Annotated in this window: 15 protein-coding genes; 5 read left to right on the forward strand and 10 right to left on the reverse strand. The window is 68.5% G+C overall.

All coding sequences use genetic code 11. The annotated features are described in order from the left end of the window. Window positions 1-9: 9 nt before the first annotated feature. From LRS14_RS29320 to LRS14_RS29340, 5 genes are all read left to right on the forward strand, one after another. Window positions 10-1,485, forward strand: a complete 1,476-nt coding sequence (locus tag LRS14_RS29320; protein ID WP_046113898.1) for an NADH-quinone oxidoreductase subunit M — start codon at window positions 10-12, stop codon at window positions 1,483-1,485. A 15-nt stretch (window positions 1,486-1,500) separates the two neighbouring features. Continuing rightward, a complete protein-coding gene (gene nuoN / locus LRS14_RS29325) occupies window positions 1,501-2,985 on the forward strand; it encodes an NADH-quinone oxidoreductase subunit NuoN (RefSeq protein WP_046113897.1) in 1,485 nt (494 codons plus the stop codon). Window positions 2,986-3,000: 15 nt separating this feature from the next. After that, a complete protein-coding gene (locus LRS14_RS29330; protein ID WP_046113896.1) occupies window positions 3,001-3,300 on the forward strand; it encodes a DUF2818 family protein in 300 nt (99 codons plus the stop codon). Further along, window positions 3,276-3,899, forward strand: a complete 624-nt coding sequence (locus LRS14_RS29335) for an NUDIX domain-containing protein (RefSeq protein WP_375136399.1) — start codon at window positions 3,276-3,278, stop codon at window positions 3,897-3,899. Before LRS14_RS29330 ends, LRS14_RS29335 begins: the two co-directional genes overlap by 25 nt. 84 nt (window positions 3,900-3,983) lie before the next feature. Then, window positions 3,984-4,451 carry a DUF1178 family protein gene (locus tag LRS14_RS29340; RefSeq protein ID WP_257802096.1) on the forward strand — a complete coding sequence of 156 codons (468 nt, stop codon included), beginning with the start codon at window positions 3,984-3,986 and terminating at the stop codon, window positions 4,449-4,451. 6 nt (window positions 4,452-4,457) lie between these two features. On the opposite strand, the gene LRS14_RS29345 is transcribed toward LRS14_RS29340, so the two are convergent. The 10 genes from LRS14_RS29345 to LRS14_RS29390 form a co-directional block, all read right to left on the reverse strand. Further along, window positions 4,458-5,507 carry a hypothetical protein gene (locus LRS14_RS29345; RefSeq protein WP_257802097.1) on the reverse strand — a complete coding sequence of 350 codons (1,050 nt, stop codon included), beginning with the start codon at window positions 5,505-5,507 and terminating at the stop codon, window positions 4,458-4,460. A gap of 11 nt (window positions 5,508-5,518) precedes the next feature. Beyond that, complete coding sequence (flgL, locus tag LRS14_RS29350; protein ID WP_257802098.1) at window positions 5,519-6,430, reverse strand: flagellar hook-associated protein FlgL; 912 nt, start codon at window positions 6,428-6,430, stop codon at window positions 5,519-5,521. Between the two features lie 16 nt (window positions 6,431-6,446). After that, a complete protein-coding gene (gene flgK, locus LRS14_RS29355; RefSeq protein WP_257802099.1) occupies window positions 6,447-7,823 on the reverse strand; it encodes a flagellar hook-associated protein FlgK in 1,377 nt (458 codons plus the stop codon). Between the two features lie 79 nt (window positions 7,824-7,902). Next, window positions 7,903-8,259 (reverse strand): rod-binding protein, encoded by a 357-nt coding sequence (locus tag LRS14_RS29360; protein WP_083440647.1) that lies wholly within the window; start codon window positions 8,257-8,259, stop codon window positions 7,903-7,905. Beyond that, a complete protein-coding gene (locus tag LRS14_RS29365) occupies window positions 8,259-9,413 on the reverse strand; it encodes a flagellar basal body P-ring protein FlgI (protein ID WP_083440646.1) in 1,155 nt (384 codons plus the stop codon). The genes LRS14_RS29360 and LRS14_RS29365 overlap by 1 nt, the downstream gene beginning before the upstream one ends. A 13-nt stretch (window positions 9,414-9,426) precedes the next feature. Then, window positions 9,427-10,110: a flagellar basal body L-ring protein FlgH gene (flgH, locus tag LRS14_RS29370; protein WP_083440645.1), complete on the reverse strand. Its 684-nt coding sequence runs from the start codon at window positions 10,108-10,110 to the stop codon at window positions 9,427-9,429. Then, window positions 10,107-10,895, reverse strand: a complete 789-nt coding sequence (gene flgG / locus LRS14_RS29375) for a flagellar basal-body rod protein FlgG (protein ID WP_257802100.1) — start codon at window positions 10,893-10,895, stop codon at window positions 10,107-10,109. The genes flgH and flgG overlap by 4 nt, the downstream gene beginning before the upstream one ends. A gap of 10 nt (window positions 10,896-10,905) precedes the next feature. Then, window positions 10,906-11,631, reverse strand: a complete 726-nt coding sequence (locus tag LRS14_RS29380; RefSeq protein WP_046113891.1) for a flagellar basal body rod protein FlgF — start codon at window positions 11,629-11,631, stop codon at window positions 10,906-10,908. Between the two features lie 25 nt (window positions 11,632-11,656). Next, the gene (locus tag LRS14_RS29385) at window positions 11,657-12,844 is read right to left on the reverse strand and encodes a flagellar hook protein FlgE (RefSeq protein WP_257802101.1); all 1,188 of its coding nucleotides are present in this window, start codon (window positions 12,842-12,844) and stop codon (window positions 11,657-11,659) included. Between the two features lie 22 nt (window positions 12,845-12,866). Next, window positions 12,867-13,538 carry a flagellar hook capping FlgD N-terminal domain-containing protein gene (locus tag LRS14_RS29390; RefSeq protein WP_046113889.1) on the reverse strand — a complete coding sequence of 224 codons (672 nt, stop codon included), beginning with the start codon at window positions 13,536-13,538 and terminating at the stop codon, window positions 12,867-12,869. Window positions 13,539-13,542: the final 4 nt, after the last annotated feature.

The following is a 13,542-nucleotide window of genomic DNA, read 5'->3' on the forward strand; positions in this document are numbered from 1 at the left end:
AACAAGAACATGGGATTGTTGAGTGTTGCCATCTGGCTGCCGATCGCTGTCGGCGCCGTCCTGCTGGCCCTGGGGCGCGACGAATACGCCAAGGCCGTGCGCTGGCTGGCCTTGCTGGGCGCCATCGCCAGCTTCGCCGTCACGCTGCCATTGATCGGTGGCTTCGATGCGGGCACGGCCTCGATGCAGTTCGTCGAGAACTACGCCTGGATCGACCGTTTCAATATCCGCTACCACCTGGGCGTGGACGGTATCTCGGTGTGGTTCGTGCTGCTCACGGCCTTCATCACCATCATCGTGGTGATCGCCGCCTGGGAGGTGATCACCGACCGCGTCAACCAGTACATGGGCGCGTTCCTGATCCTGTCGGGCGTGATGGTGGGCGTGTTCTCGGCATTGGACGGCCTGCTGTTCTACGTGTTCTTCGAAGCCACGCTGATCCCGATGTACATCATCATCGGCGTGTGGGGCGGCCCGCGGCGCGTGTACGCGGCGTTCAAGTTCTTCCTGTACACGCTGCTGGGCTCGCTGCTGATGCTGGTGGCGCTGCTGTACCTGTACTACAAGTCGGGCGGCAGCTTCTCCATCCTGGACTGGCACCAACTGCCGCTGCCCGCCACCGCGCAGACGCTGCTGTTCTTCGCCTTCTTCGCGGCCTTCGCCGTGAAGGTGCCGATGTGGCCGGTGCACACCTGGCTGCCCGATGCGCACGTGGAGGCGCCCACCGGCGGTTCGGTGGTGCTGGCGGCCATCATGCTGAAGCTCGGCGCCTATGGCTTCCTGCGCTTTTCCATGCCCATCGTGCCCGATGCCTCGCATCAGTGGGCCTGGCTGATCGTGGCGTTCTCGCTGGTGGCGGTGATCTACGTCGGCCTGGTGGCGCTGGTGCAGCAGGACATGAAGAAGCTGGTGGCCTACTCGTCCATCGCGCACATGGGCTTCGTCACCCTGGGCTTCTTCCTGTTCAGCGAACTGGGCGTGGCCGGCGGCCTGGTGCAGATGGTGAGCCACGGCTTCGTCTCGGGCGCCATGTTCCTGTGCATCGGCGTGCTGTACGACCGCGTGCATTCGCGTGAGATCAAGGCCTACGGCGGCGTGGTGAACACCATGCCGAAGTTTGCCGCCTTCGCGGTGTTCTTCGCGATGGCCAATGCCGGCCTGCCGGGTACCAGCGGCTTCATTGGCGAGTGGATGGTGATCCTGGCGTCGGTCAAGTTCAGCTTCGTGATCGGCATCCTCGCGGCCACCGCGCTGATCCTGGGCGCGGCCTACAACCTGTGGATGGTCAAGCGCGTGTACCTGGGCGACGTGGCCAACGACAACGTGCGTGCGCTGACCGACATCAACAGCCGCGAGTTCCTGATGCTGGCCGTGCTGGCCATCGCCACGCTGGCGATGGGCGTCTACCCGAAGCCGGTGACCGACGTGATGCATGTCTCCGTCACCGAGCTGCTGAAACACGTGGCTGTTTCCAAACTTCCCTGACGGATGGCCACAACCATGATTGAAATGAACTGGCTGGTCATCTACCCCGAGCTGCTGCTGCTCGTGCTCACCTGCGTGGTGGCGCTGGCGGACCTGTTTGTCACCGACCCGAAGCGCCGGCCCACCTTCTGGCTGACGCAGGTGTCGCTCGGCCTGGTGGCGGCGCTGCACCTGAGCTATGTGCAGGGCGGCGTGACCGCCTACGGCATGCAGAACATGGTGGTCGCCGATCCGATGGGCCACCTGCTGGCCTTCTTCGCCGTCATCTCGGTGATGGTCTCGATTGCCTATGCGCAGCCGTACATCGGCTCGCGCGAGATGCTCAAGGGCGAGTTCTTCACCCTGGCGATGTTCTCGCTGCTGGGCATCTGCGTGATGGTGTCGGCCAACAACTTCCTGGTGATGTACCTGGGCCTGGAGTTGATGAGCCTGTCGCTGTATGCGCTGGTGGCGCTGCGGCGTGACAGCGCCGTGGCCACCGAGGCCGCGATGAAGTACTTCGTGCTGGGCGCGCTGGCCAGCGGCTTCCTGCTGTACGGCCTGTCGATGATGTACGGCGCCACCGGCACGCTGGAGATCCCGGGCGTGTTCGAGGTGATCGGCAAGGGCGGCGCCAACAACACCGTGCTGGTGTTCGGCCTGGTGTTCGTGGTGGCCGGCCTGGGCTTCAAGCTGGGTGCCGCGCCGTTCCACATGTGGGTGCCCGACGTCTACCACGGCGCGCCCACCGCCGTCACCTTGCTGATCGCCGGTGCGCCCAAGCTGGCCGCCTTCGGCATGACCATCCGCCTGCTGGTGGAGGGCATGCTGGGCCTGGCGGTGGATTGGCAGCAGATGCTGCTGGTGATGGCCGTGGTCTCGCTGGCCATCGGCAACTTCGCGGCCATCGCGCAGAGCAACCTCAAGCGCATGCTCGCCTACTCGGCCATCGCGCAGATGGGCTTCATGCTGCTGGCACTGGCCTCGGGCGTGGTCAGCGGCAACACGCTGTCGGCCGGCAATGCCTACAGCTCGGCGATGTTCTACATGGTGGCGTACACGCTCACCACGCTGGGCAGCATCGGGCTGCTGATGCTGCTGTCGCGCGAGGGCTTCGAGAGCGAGGACATCAACGACCTGGCCGGCCTGTCGCGCCGCGCACCGTGGATGGCCGGGGTGATGGCGGTGTTCATGTTCTCGCTGACCGGCATTCCACCGACGGTGGGCTTCTACGCCAAGCTGGCGGTGCTGCAGGCGCTGGTCACCACCAACATCGAGCTGTACCTGTGGATCGCGGTGGCTGCGGTGCTGTTGTCGCTGATCGGCGCCTTTTACTACCTGCGCGTCATCAAGGTGATGTACTTCGATGAGCCGCCGGCTGGTTCGCCCGCGGTGGTCCAGGGCTCGGGTGTCAGCGCGCTGCTGGCGGTCAACGGTGCGGCGGTGCTGCTGCTCGGCATCCTGCCGGGCGGGCTGATGGCGATGTGCCGCGACGCCATCGTCAAGGCCCTGGCCAGCTGACGACGGCCGGCTGCCGTGGGTTCGCATTCGGCCGAGGTCTGGCTGGTCCTGCTGGTGGCCACCGTGGCGGCCAACCTGCCGTTCTTCAATGAGCGGCTGTTCCTGCTTGGTCCGGTGCGCGCGCCCAAGCGCTGGCCGTGGCGGCTGCTGGAGCTGGCCGTGATGGCCGCGCTGACGCTGCTGGTGGGCATGGCGCTGGAATCGCGCATCGGCCAGCGGCAGCCGCAAGGCTGGGAGTTCTATGCGGCGGGTGCCTGCCTGTTCCTGACCCTGGCGTTTCCCGGTTTTGTCTGGCGCGTCCTGCGCCGCCCCTGAGGCAGTCCATGGCAGAAGAAAGCGACCGTCACCTGATCGAGACCCGTGTCTCGGGTGAGCAGGTGTACCGCGGCAACTTCCTGGACGTGCGCCGCGACGTGATTGCGCTGCCCGGTGGCGATACCGCCACCCGCGAGTACATCGTGCACCCCGGCGCGGTGGTGGTGGTGCCGCTGCTGGACGACGGCCGCCTGGTGCTGGTGCGCCAGCACCGCTATCCGCTGGGCCGCGTGCTGCTGGAGTTTCCGGCCGGCAAGATCGACCCAGGCGAGGACACCATGCGCTGCGGCCTGCGCGAGCTGACCGAGGAGACCGGCTACCGCGCCCGTGAAGTGGCACGCGCCGGCATCCTGCACAATGCGGCCGCCTATTCCAACGAGCACATCGAGATCTTCTTCGCGCGTGGCCTGGAGGCCGGTACGCAGCAGCTGGACCATGGCGAGCTGATCGACGTGCACCTGCTGTCCGCCGACGAGTTGGATGCACTGGCCGGCCGCGGCGAACTCACCGATGCCAAGACGCTGATCTGCCTGCTGTGGTTGCAGCGCTGGAAGGCCGGGGCCTGGCCGCTCGACTGGCAGGCCGCGTCGGCGGCCTGAACACGCCGGCCCGCCTGCCACAGGCTGCACGGCCGGCTTGGCCCTGGCGCCACCGCGCCGGTGGCACCCCACTATGATGATCCGATGAAGGTTCTCGACCTCTGCTGCAGCCAGGGCCATGGCTTCGAAGGCTGGTTCTCCTCCGAGGACGACTATGCGTCGCAGCTCGGGCGCGGGCTGATCGGCTGCCCGCTGTGTGCCGACACCTGCATCTCGCGCCGGCCGAGCGCACCCCGCCTGAATTTGTCCGGCGCGCGTGCGCCCAGGCCGTCGTCCGCCGAGGCTGCCGCCACGCCTGCCGCCGCCCCGCCGCTGTCGCCCGAGAAGGCCTTGCAGGCGGCCTGGATGCAGGCGGTGCGCCATGTGATCGCGCACACGGAAGACGTGGGCGAACGCTTTCCGGAGGAGGCCCGCCGCATGCATTACGGCGAGATCGAAGCGCGGGGCATCCGCGGCCAGGCGTCGCCGGAGCAGCGCGAGGCCCTGCTGGACGAAGGCATCGAGATCGCCAGCCTGCCCATGCCGCAGGCGCTGAAGGAACCGCTGCAGTAGCCCGGGCTACTTGAGCGTGAGCAGCGACACCACGCGGCTGCGGTTCACGCTCACCAGGGCGGGCGCGATCGCCGCGTACACCTCGTAGTCGGGCGCCTGCGCACGCTCGCCGAACTCCGCGGCGAAGGCGCTGGCCCAGGCCGCGTCGGCCGCCTGCGCGGTGGCCTGCTTGGCCCGCTCCAGCGTCTCGCGCACCTGCTGGGCCACGCGCCGCACATGCTCCAGCGCCTGCGTCACTTCCTGCAGCGTGTTGCGCAGGGCCGTGGCATCGCCGGTGCTCCAGCCGGTGGGCGTGATGGCTTCTTCCTGCACCTCGGTGCGGGCGCGGTGGGCCTGCCCGCCCGGCAGGCGGATGCCGCCGCCCTTGATGGCCAGGGCGTCCCGCACCTGTGCCCATTGCGATTCAGGCACGCTGAAGACGGTATCGCCCGCGCCGTTCAGGCCCACGCCGATACCCAGCGGGGCCAGGGCCCGGTCGAGCTTCTTGACGTTGTCCTGCAGGGTGGCGCCGGGCTCCAGGGTCACCGTCACCGGCCCGCTGCGGCCCTGGCCGACGGAGAAGCTGAGCGTCTCCCGTTCACCGCCCACCAGCGCTGCCGTGTCCAGGCCGCGGATGGAAAAGCGCCGCCGGGCCGTGCCCTCGGCGATGAAACGCAGCTGGCTGTCCAGGCTGCCGCCGGTCATCATCTCGCGCTGGCGCCACAGGTCGTCCAGCGATTGCAGCTGCTGCTCGGCGGCGGCGCCGTTGCTGGCGGCGTTCTGCTGCACGCCGGAATGTCCGGCCGCGGCTGCGCGCTGGCTCACCAGCTGCGCGCTGAGCGTGTTCTTCAGCTGCTGCAGCTGGGTGGACATGCGCTCGAGGTACTCGAGCGTGCGCTGTGCGTCGGCCGTCTGCTGGTTGCGGTCGGGATTCCAGTCCTGCCGCGCCACGCGCAGCGGTCGCTGCTCCTGGCCTGCCGCCGCCAGCGCCGCCGCCTCGCCCGTCGCCGAACGCGCCTGTGCCGTGCCTGCGGGACGGCTGCCGGGCGTATTGACGGTGGACGAGATGGCTTGCATGGCGTGGATGGTCAGATCACGTCGAACAAGGACAGGCCGCTCACCTTGGCATAGGCCTTCTGCGTGGCCTGCAGCGCGGTGGTGTAGCCCTCCAGCTTCACCGCCGCCTCGCTGTAGTCCAGCGCGCCCAGCGTGAGGCCCGCCTGCTGGTTGGAGAGGCTGACGTTGGCATGGTTGTCGCCCAGCGTGCGCAGGGTGTTCTGCGCCCCGCCCAGCCCGGCGATCAAGGTGTTGATCTGGTCGATGCCGGCGTCCACGCCGCTCAGCGTGGCGGTGAGTTCGGCGCGCACGATCGGGTCGTTGACGCTGGCGGTGCCGGTCTCGAAGGTGGAGATGGTCTTGTCGAGCTGGTTGAGCAGCGCGGCCGCCTGGTCCAGCGGCACGTTGGCCGACTGGGTGATGCCGTTGCCCACCACCACCTGCTGCGTGCCGGCATTGCCCGTCCAGCCATAGCGGAAGCCCGGGGGTTGCGTGCCGTCGAAGCCGATGGTGGGTGTGTTGGTCGCGGTGCCCGAGAAGACGTAGCGGCCTTCCTGGTCGCGGCTGTTCGCGGTGTAGAAGAGGCTGTCGCGCAGCGACTTCAGGGAGCCGGCCATCGCGGCCACGTCCTCCGGCGTGTTGCCGCCGTCGGCCGCCCACACCAGCAGGTCGCGCGCTTCCAGCAGGTCGGTGCTCATGCCGTCGAGCAGCGCCTCGTTCTGCTGCAGCCGCGTGCTCAGCGCGCTGATGTTCTCGCGGTACTGCGTGAGCGCCGCTTCCTCGCGCGTGAGACGGGACAGGCGCACGGCGGTCACCGGATCGTCGGACGGCACCGAGAGCTTCTTGCCGCTGGCGATGCGTTCGAGCATCTCCTGCGCACGGGCGGAGGCGTCCTGCAGCGCGGTGTTCATGGTGCCGTGGTATTGGGTGCTGGCGATGCGCATGGTGTGCAAGCTCCGCTCAGATCATGGCCAGCGTGCTGTCGAACAATTCGTTCGCCACCGCGATGACCTTCATGTTCGCCTGGTACATCTGCTGGTACTGCAACAGGTTCACGGCTTCCTCATCCTGGTTCACGCCGCTGGTGGATTTCCAGCTGGCTTCGGCCTGGTTGCGCACCGTCTTGGCGGTGGTGAGCGCGGCCTGGTTCTGCTGGCTGTCGGTGGCCAGCCGGCCCACCAGCTGCGAATACACGTCGCCCAGCAAGACGTTGCCGAGCGAGGTGAGGGTGACGGGTTGTTGCTGTAGCGCGATCACTGCCAGCAGATTGTCACTGGCGCCCGGCTGCGTCGGATCGCTGGAAAAGCCCAGGTTTTGCGGCAGCACATTCGGATTGAGCCTGAGCAGGCTGCTGGAGCTGGTGGGATCGAAGACGAACAGCGGCTGCCCCGGTGCGCCGTTAGAGCCATAGCCGCCGGCGAACAAGCCGTTCACGCTGTTGGAGAGCTGGTCGGCGGTCTCGGTCACCGAGCGCGACAGCGGCGCCAGGATGCGGGTCTGCAGGTCGTCCAGCCCGCCCAGCTGGCCGCCCAGCGGCGTGCCGGCCAGCGAGAAGGTCTCCGAGGCGAAGTCCAGCTTCAGTGTCTGCGTGCCGTCGGGGTTGGTCTGGGTGCGCAGGGTGGAGGCGGTGGCGCCCACCACCAGCGGCTGGCCGCCGCGCATCGACACGCTGCGCGAGCCGTCGGGTTGGTTGACCACCTGCACCGTCACCAGCGAGGCGAGCTGGTCGATCTTCTTGTCGCGTTCGTCGATCAGGCCGGAGGCATTCACCCCCAGGCCGGTGGCGGCGGCGATCTTCTCGTTCAGCCGGGCCACGTCGCCCGACAGCGAATTGACCTGGCCCACCACCGTGCTGCGCTGCTGGCTGATGGCGGTGCGCTGGTTGGCCAGCACCGTCTGCAGGCTGTTGAAGCGCTGGGCCAGCGCATCGGCCGCGGTGATCACCTGCTGGCGCAGCGGGGAGGAGCCGGGCTCCACGCTGGCGGCATTGAGCGCGGCGAAGAACTGGTCCAGGCCGCCGCTGATGCCGGACTCGCCATCGCCCATCACCTGTTCCAGCTGCGTCAGGTAGGCCTGCGACACCTCGCGCTGCGCGAGGTCGGACGCCGCGGTCCACATCTGCAGGCTCTTGTAGCTGTCGCTGAAGCGGATGAGCGCCGGCACGTTGACGCCGGCGCCCACGGCGGTGGCGCCGGATCGCGCCGGCTGCACCGTGGTGAGCTGCACGCCCTGGCGGGTGTACCCGGCCGTCATCACGTTGGCGATGTTCTGGCTGGTCACGTCCAGTCCGATCTGGGCGGCGCGGGTGCCCGACAGGGCGGTCTGGATGAGGGTCATGGGCGGCAGTCCGTGTTGGCGGGCTCTCGAGGGCCCGCTCCTGGGGGAAAGGCGACGCAGCCGCCGCCCGACTTAAATCTCAGCGCTGCGCCGTGGGCGGCAGCAGCTGCTTGAGCAGCGCATCCGCGATGCCGAAGGCGCGCTGGCCGGCCATCTGATCGGCCACCAGGCCATCGGCCAGGTCGGTCATGTCCTGGTTGACCTTGTTGTTCAGCGGGCTGTCGTCGTCGGCCATCGCGCGCATGCTGCTGCGCATCTGCTGCAGCATCTGGCGGATCATGTGGGCCTCGAACTTCTCGGCGGCCTCGCCTGCCTTGGCGCGCAGGGCGGCGTCGTCGGCGGGTGCGGGGCCGGATTCGCGGCCGCGCAGCGGTGCCTGGCTGGCGCTGGGCGCCGCCAGGCCAGGCTGCGTGGGCAGGGCAGGTGCGCCGCTCATCAGATCACCACCAGTTCGCCGTCGATGGCGCCGGCCTGGTCCAGCGCCTGCAGGATGGACATGATGTCGTCCGGCGTGGCGCCGATGCTGTTGATGGCGTCGATGATGCTCTGCAGGCTGGCGCTGGCCGGCCACTTGAACATCGTGCCGGAGCCCTGGTCCACGTTGACCCGGGACTGCGGCACCACGGCGGTGTTGCCGCGCGCGAAGGCATTCGGCTGGCTGACCTGCGGCGTCTCCGAGATCACCACCTTCAGCGAGCCGTGCGACACCGCCGCCGGCTTGACCGTCACGCCATCGGCGATCACCACGGTGCCGGTGCGCGAGTTGAAGATGACCTTGGGCACCTCGCGGCCCACGTCGATGGGCAGTGCCTCCAGTGCCGCCACGAAGGCCACGCGCTGCGTCGGGTTGGCCGGCGCCGCAACTTCCACGCTGGTGGCGTCGCGGGTGGAGGCCACCGGGCCGTAGGCCCTGTTGATCGACTCGACGATGTTGGTCGCGGTCTGGAAATGCGGGCGCTTGAGGCTCAGCCGCACGGTGGGGCGGGTGTCGAAGTCGGTCTCGATCTCGCGCTCGATGGAGGCGCCGTTGGGCACGCGACCCGAGGTGGGCGTGTTGATGGTGACGCTGGAGCCGCTGGCGCCGCTGGCGTTCAGGCCACCCACCACCAGGTTGCCCTGTCCCAGCGCATACACCTCGCCGTCGGCCGCGCGCAGCGGCGTCAGCAGCAGCGTGCCGCCGCGCAGGCTCTTGGCGTCACCCAGCGACGACACCGTGATGTCGATGGTCTGGCCCTTGCGGTAGCCCGGCGGGAACACCGCGCTCACCATCACCGTGGCCACGTTCTTCGACTTGGCATCCACCTTCTCCGGCAGCTTGACGCCGAACTGCTTGAGCAGGTTGGTCATCGACTGGCCGGTGGCCTTGGACTGCGTGCTGTCGCCCGAGCCGTTCAGGCCCACCACCAGGCCGTAGCCGATCAGCTGGTTGTCGCGCACGCCTTCCACGCTGACCAGGTTGCGCAGCGTGCGCAGGTTCTTGGCCGGCGCCGCATCGGCCGCATTGGCGCGCGGCGCAGGGGCGGCGCTGGCGGCCATCGGCACGGCCAGGGCGGCCAGCAGGATCAACGAGGCAAAGCGCGAAGGGGTCATGGGGCAGCGGGCCTCAGAAGGGCATCCAGGGGCTGGTGAAGAAGCGGGTCAGCCAGCCGGCGTTGTTGGCATCGGCCAGCGTGCCGCGGCCGCTGTAGGCGATGCGCGCATTGGCGATGCGTTGCGAAGAGACGCGGTTGTCGGTGTCGATGTCGGCGCTGCGCACGTAGCCGGCCAGCCGCACGAATTCCTCGCCCTGGTTCAGGTAGAGACTCTTTTCTCCGGCCACGCGAAGCAGGCCGCCGGGCATCACCTCGTGAACGATCACGGTGATCGCGCCCTGCAGCGTGTTCTGCTGGCTGCTGGTGGCGCTGCCGGTAAAGTCGCGCGAGGCGCCGGCACCGACATTGCTCTTGATGGTCTTGGTGCCCAGGATGGTGGGCGTGACCGAGACGTTGCTCTCCTTGCCGAACTGCGTGTCGGCGGACTTGCTGGCCTGCGTGGTCTCGTTGAGCACCACGGTCAGCACGTCGCCCGGGCGGAAGGCCCGGCTGTCGCTGTGCAGGCTCCAGGTGGCGTCGGGCGCAAACACGCCGCCCGACTGGCCGCGGCGGGCCACCGGCTGCAGCACCGGCAGCGGCTTTTCCTCGGCCAGCACCGGTGCCTGCTGCGGCTCGATGTGGGCACAGCCACCGGCGGCCAGCATCGCGGCGGCCGCCAGCACAAGCGCCGCGCTGCGTGCGAGCAGGCCGTTCATCGGGCGGCCTGGGCCAGGTACTGCAGCATGTTGTCGGCTGCCGAAAGCACCTTGGTGTTCATCTCGTAGGTGCGCTGCGCGGCGATCATCTCGACCATCTCCTCCACCACCTGCACGTTCGAGCCTTCCAGCGCGAACTGCTTGAGCTTGCCCAACGAATCGGTGCCGGGGTTGCCCACGTTGGGCGCGCCGCTGGCGGCCGTCTCGGTGTAGAGGTTGTCGCCGGTGGCCAGCAGGCCGGCCGGGTTGACGAAGCCGGCGATGGTGAGCTGACCCACTTCGGTGGGTGCGGTCTGGCCGTTCACGCTCACCGACACCACGCCGTTCTCGCCGATGGTCACGCCGGTGGCATTGGCGGGAATGGTGATCTCTGGCACCAGCGGCAGCCCTTGGGCCGTCACCAGCCGGCCTTCGGAGTCCAGCTGCAGCTGGCCGGCGCGGGTGTAGGCGGTGTTGCCGTCGGGCAGCGCCACCTGCAGGAAGCCCTGGCCGACGATGGCCACGTCCAGCGCCTGGCTGGTGGTCTGCAGGCTGCCGGTGGTGAACACCTTCTGCGTGCCCAGCACCTTGGTGCCGTTGCCCAGCTGCGTGCCGGAGGGGGACGCGGTGTTGTTGTCGCGCTGGGCGCCGGGCTGCTGGTCCACCTGGTAGAACAGGTCCTGGAACATCACGCGGTCGCGCTTGAAGCCGACCGTGTTCACGTTGGCCAGGTTGTTGGCAATCGCCTGCAGCTTGGCGTCCTGCGCCTGCACGCCGGTCTTGCTGATCCACATCGCGGGGTTCATCGGATTCTCCTCATTCCCTGATCAATCGGTTGCCGGCCTCGGCCATCGAGTCGGCGGCCTTGTAGAGCTTCATCTGCACCTCGAAGTCGCGGTTCAGGCTCATGGTGGCCACCATCTCCTCGACCGCCGACACGTTGCTGCCCTCCAGCGCGCCGGCCTGCAGCTGCGCAGCCTCGTCGGCGGGCAGCGGCTGGCCGTTGCGCGGCACGATGAGGCCGGCCTCGTTCTTGGTGATCTGGCCCAGCGGCGGCGTGACCAGCTTCAGCCGGTCCACCGCCTGCATCTCGGGCTCGCCCGGCGCCTGGATGGACACGGTGCCGTCCACGCCGATGCTCAGCTTCTCGTAGGGCGGCAGCACGATGGGGCCGCCATCGCCCATCAAAGGCCGGCCATCCACATGCAGGCCACCGTCAGCGTCGATCTGGATGGCGCCGGCGCGGGTGTAGGCCTCGCCGCCCTGCCACTGCACCGTGAGGAAGGCGTTGCCCTGCAGGGCCACGTCCATGTCGCGGCCGGTGGACCGCACCGCCCCGGCGCGCGAGGTCACCGAATTGGTCTCCAGCCGCGCCATGTGGCGGGCATCGAAGCCCACGCCGGGCACGGCTTCGCTGAGCGCCATGTCCAGGTCCGCCCGAAAGCCGGTGGTCTCCAGGTTGGCCAGGTTGTTCGCATGCACCTGCTGCGCGCGCATCGAGCGCTCCGCGCCGCTCATCAGGGTGTAGATCAAGGCGTCCATGGCGTCGTCTTCTCGGCGTGCGCGCTCAGACCGCCTGCATCAGCGCCTGCATCATCTCGTTCTCGGTAGACAGCACCTTCGTGTTGGCCTGGTAGTTGCGCTGGGCGGACATCAGGCCCACCAGCTCGCCGGTCATGTCCACGTTCGACTGCTCGATGGAGCCGGTGGTGAGCTTGCCCGTCATGCCGCTGCCGGCGGCGAACATCAGCGCCTCGCCCGAGGCCGACGAGGCCACCCAGCTGGTGTCGCTCACCGGCGTGAGGGCGCCTTCGGCCGGGAAGGCGGCCAGGGCCAGGGTGCCCACGCGCTTTTTCTCGCCGTTGCTGTACTGGGCCATCACCGAACCGTCCTCGTCCAGTGCGGTGGAGATCAGCGTGCCCGAGGCATAGCCGTTGGAGGCATTGACGGTGGGCACCGCTTCGCCGGCATATTGCGTGGTGCCGGTGTAGTCCAGGGAAACCACCAGCGGATTGGCGCCGGCGGGCGTGCCCAGGTTCAGCGACACCGCCGCGGTGGGCGAGGTGAGCACGCCGTTGGTGTCGAAGGTGAGCGCCTGCGGCGCCGCGGCGGCTGCACCGTCGAAGGTGTAGTGCACGTTGATGGCGTTGGTGCCCGTCTTCACGAAGTACTGGGTCACGCTGTGCTTGGTGCCCAGCGAGTCGTAGACCACCGAGACGTTGGAGCTGTTGAAGGTCAGCGGATCGGCCGGGTTGAACGGCGTGATGGTGGGCACCGTCCAGTCGCGCGACAGGTTGCTCACGTACTTCAGCGAATCGGTGGCCTTGGCCGCGATCTGGCCGTTGGGCACCGTCAGGTCGCCCAGCGCGCCCAGCGCGGTGCTGCCTTCCAGCGCGGCATAACCCTGCACCTTGCGGCCGCTGCCGTCCACCACGAAGCCGCTCTTGTCCACGCTGAACATGCCCACGCGGCTGTACACCATGGCGCCGCTGGCATCGCGCGAGACGAAGAAGCCGCGGCCGCTGATGGACGCGTCCATGCTGCGGCCGGTGGTCATCACGCCGCCGCCTTCCTCGATGGTCTGGGTGACGGACGAGACTTCCGCGCCCGTGGGTTGCGTGCCTGCGTACATCGACGCGAAGTTGGCGCGACCGGCCTTGAAGCCGTAGGTGCCAGAGTTGGCGATGTTGTTGGAGATGGTGTCCAGCTCGGCGTTGATGGCGTTGATGCCGGAAAGCGCGATGGCGAAGCTCATGTCGGTTCCTTCTTGCAGGGATTCAGGGTTGGGCGTTGGCGCGGCCATGGAAGGCGGTGATGGCGTCGGGGGCGGTCTCGCCCACGCCCGACACGTCCACCACCACGCTGCCGTCGGCGGCCAGCCGCACGCTGCTCAGCGTGCCCAGCACGCTCACGGAAGGCGAAGCCTGGTTTTCGGCCTCCACCCGCACGGCATAAGTGCCGGCCGGCAGGCCCAGGGCATTGCGGTCCAGGCTGAAGGGCACGGTGCCCGCGGCCTGGGTGCCCAGCTCGATGCGGCGCTCGGTGCCGTTGTCGGCGGTGAGCACCAGCGTGGTCTTGCTGCTGGCGGCCGACAGCTCGAAGCTGCCGCCCACGGCCGTGCCGCCCAGCGACACCGCATCGGTGCTCACGGTGACGCGGCCGCCCACCTGGCCGCCCAGGCCCAGGGTCTGCAGGCTTTCCAGCAGGGCGCCGTTCAGCGTGGTCTGGCTGGACAGGTTCTGCAGCGTCTCGGTCTGGCTCAGCTGGGTGAGCTGCGCGACGAACTCGGCCGGGTCGGTGGGCTCCAGCGGGTTCTGGTTCTTGATCTGCGCCACCAGCAGCGTGGTGAACAGGTTGGAGATCTCGCCATTGGCGCCGATGGCGCTGTTGATGCCGCCGGACTTGGCGGCCGCGCCGGCCGTGCCGTCGTTGGTGATGAGGGAGGCCATGCGT

This window comes from Aquincola sp. J276 (genome assembly GCF_024700035.1).
GTDB lineage: Bacteria > Pseudomonadota > Gammaproteobacteria > Burkholderiales > Burkholderiaceae_C > Aquincola > Aquincola tertiaricarbonis.

Coding starts and splice junctions, on each gene's coding strand:
- LRS14_RS29385 (WP_257802101.1), bottom strand. CDS start 12,844: ATGAGCTTCGCCATCGCGCTTTCCGGCATCAACGCCATCAACGCCGAG.
- LRS14_RS29345 (WP_257802097.1), bottom strand. CDS start 5,507: ATGCAAGCCATCTCGTCCACCGTCAATACGCCCGGCAGCCGTCCCGCA.
- LRS14_RS29360 (WP_083440647.1), bottom strand. CDS start 8,259: ATGAGCGGCGCACCTGCCCTGCCCACGCAGCCTGGCCTGGCGGCGCCC.
- LRS14_RS29340 (WP_257802096.1), top strand. CDS start 3,984: ATGAAGGTTCTCGACCTCTGCTGCAGCCAGGGCCATGGCTTCGAAGGC.
- LRS14_RS29390 (WP_046113889.1), bottom strand. CDS start 13,538: ATGGCCTCCCTCATCACCAACGACGGCACGGCCGGCGCGGCCGCCAAG.
- LRS14_RS29365 (WP_083440646.1), bottom strand. CDS start 9,413: ATGACCCCTTCGCGCTTTGCCTCGTTGATCCTGCTGGCCGCCCTGGCC.
- flgL (WP_257802098.1), bottom strand. CDS start 6,430: ATGCGCATCGCCAGCACCCAATACCACGGCACCATGAACACCGCGCTG.
- flgH (WP_083440645.1), bottom strand. CDS start 10,110: ATGAACGGCCTGCTCGCACGCAGCGCGGCGCTTGTGCTGGCGGCCGCC.
- flgK (WP_257802099.1), bottom strand. CDS start 7,823: ATGACCCTCATCCAGACCGCCCTGTCGGGCACCCGCGCCGCCCAGATC.
- nuoN (WP_046113897.1), top strand. CDS start 1,501: ATGATTGAAATGAACTGGCTGGTCATCTACCCCGAGCTGCTGCTGCTC.
- flgG (WP_257802100.1), bottom strand. CDS start 10,895: ATGAACCCCGCGATGTGGATCAGCAAGACCGGCGTGCAGGCGCAGGAC.
- LRS14_RS29380 (WP_046113891.1), bottom strand. CDS start 11,631: ATGGACGCCTTGATCTACACCCTGATGAGCGGCGCGGAGCGCTCGATG.
- LRS14_RS29320 (WP_046113898.1), top strand. CDS start 10: ATGGGATTGTTGAGTGTTGCCATCTGGCTGCCGATCGCTGTCGGCGCC.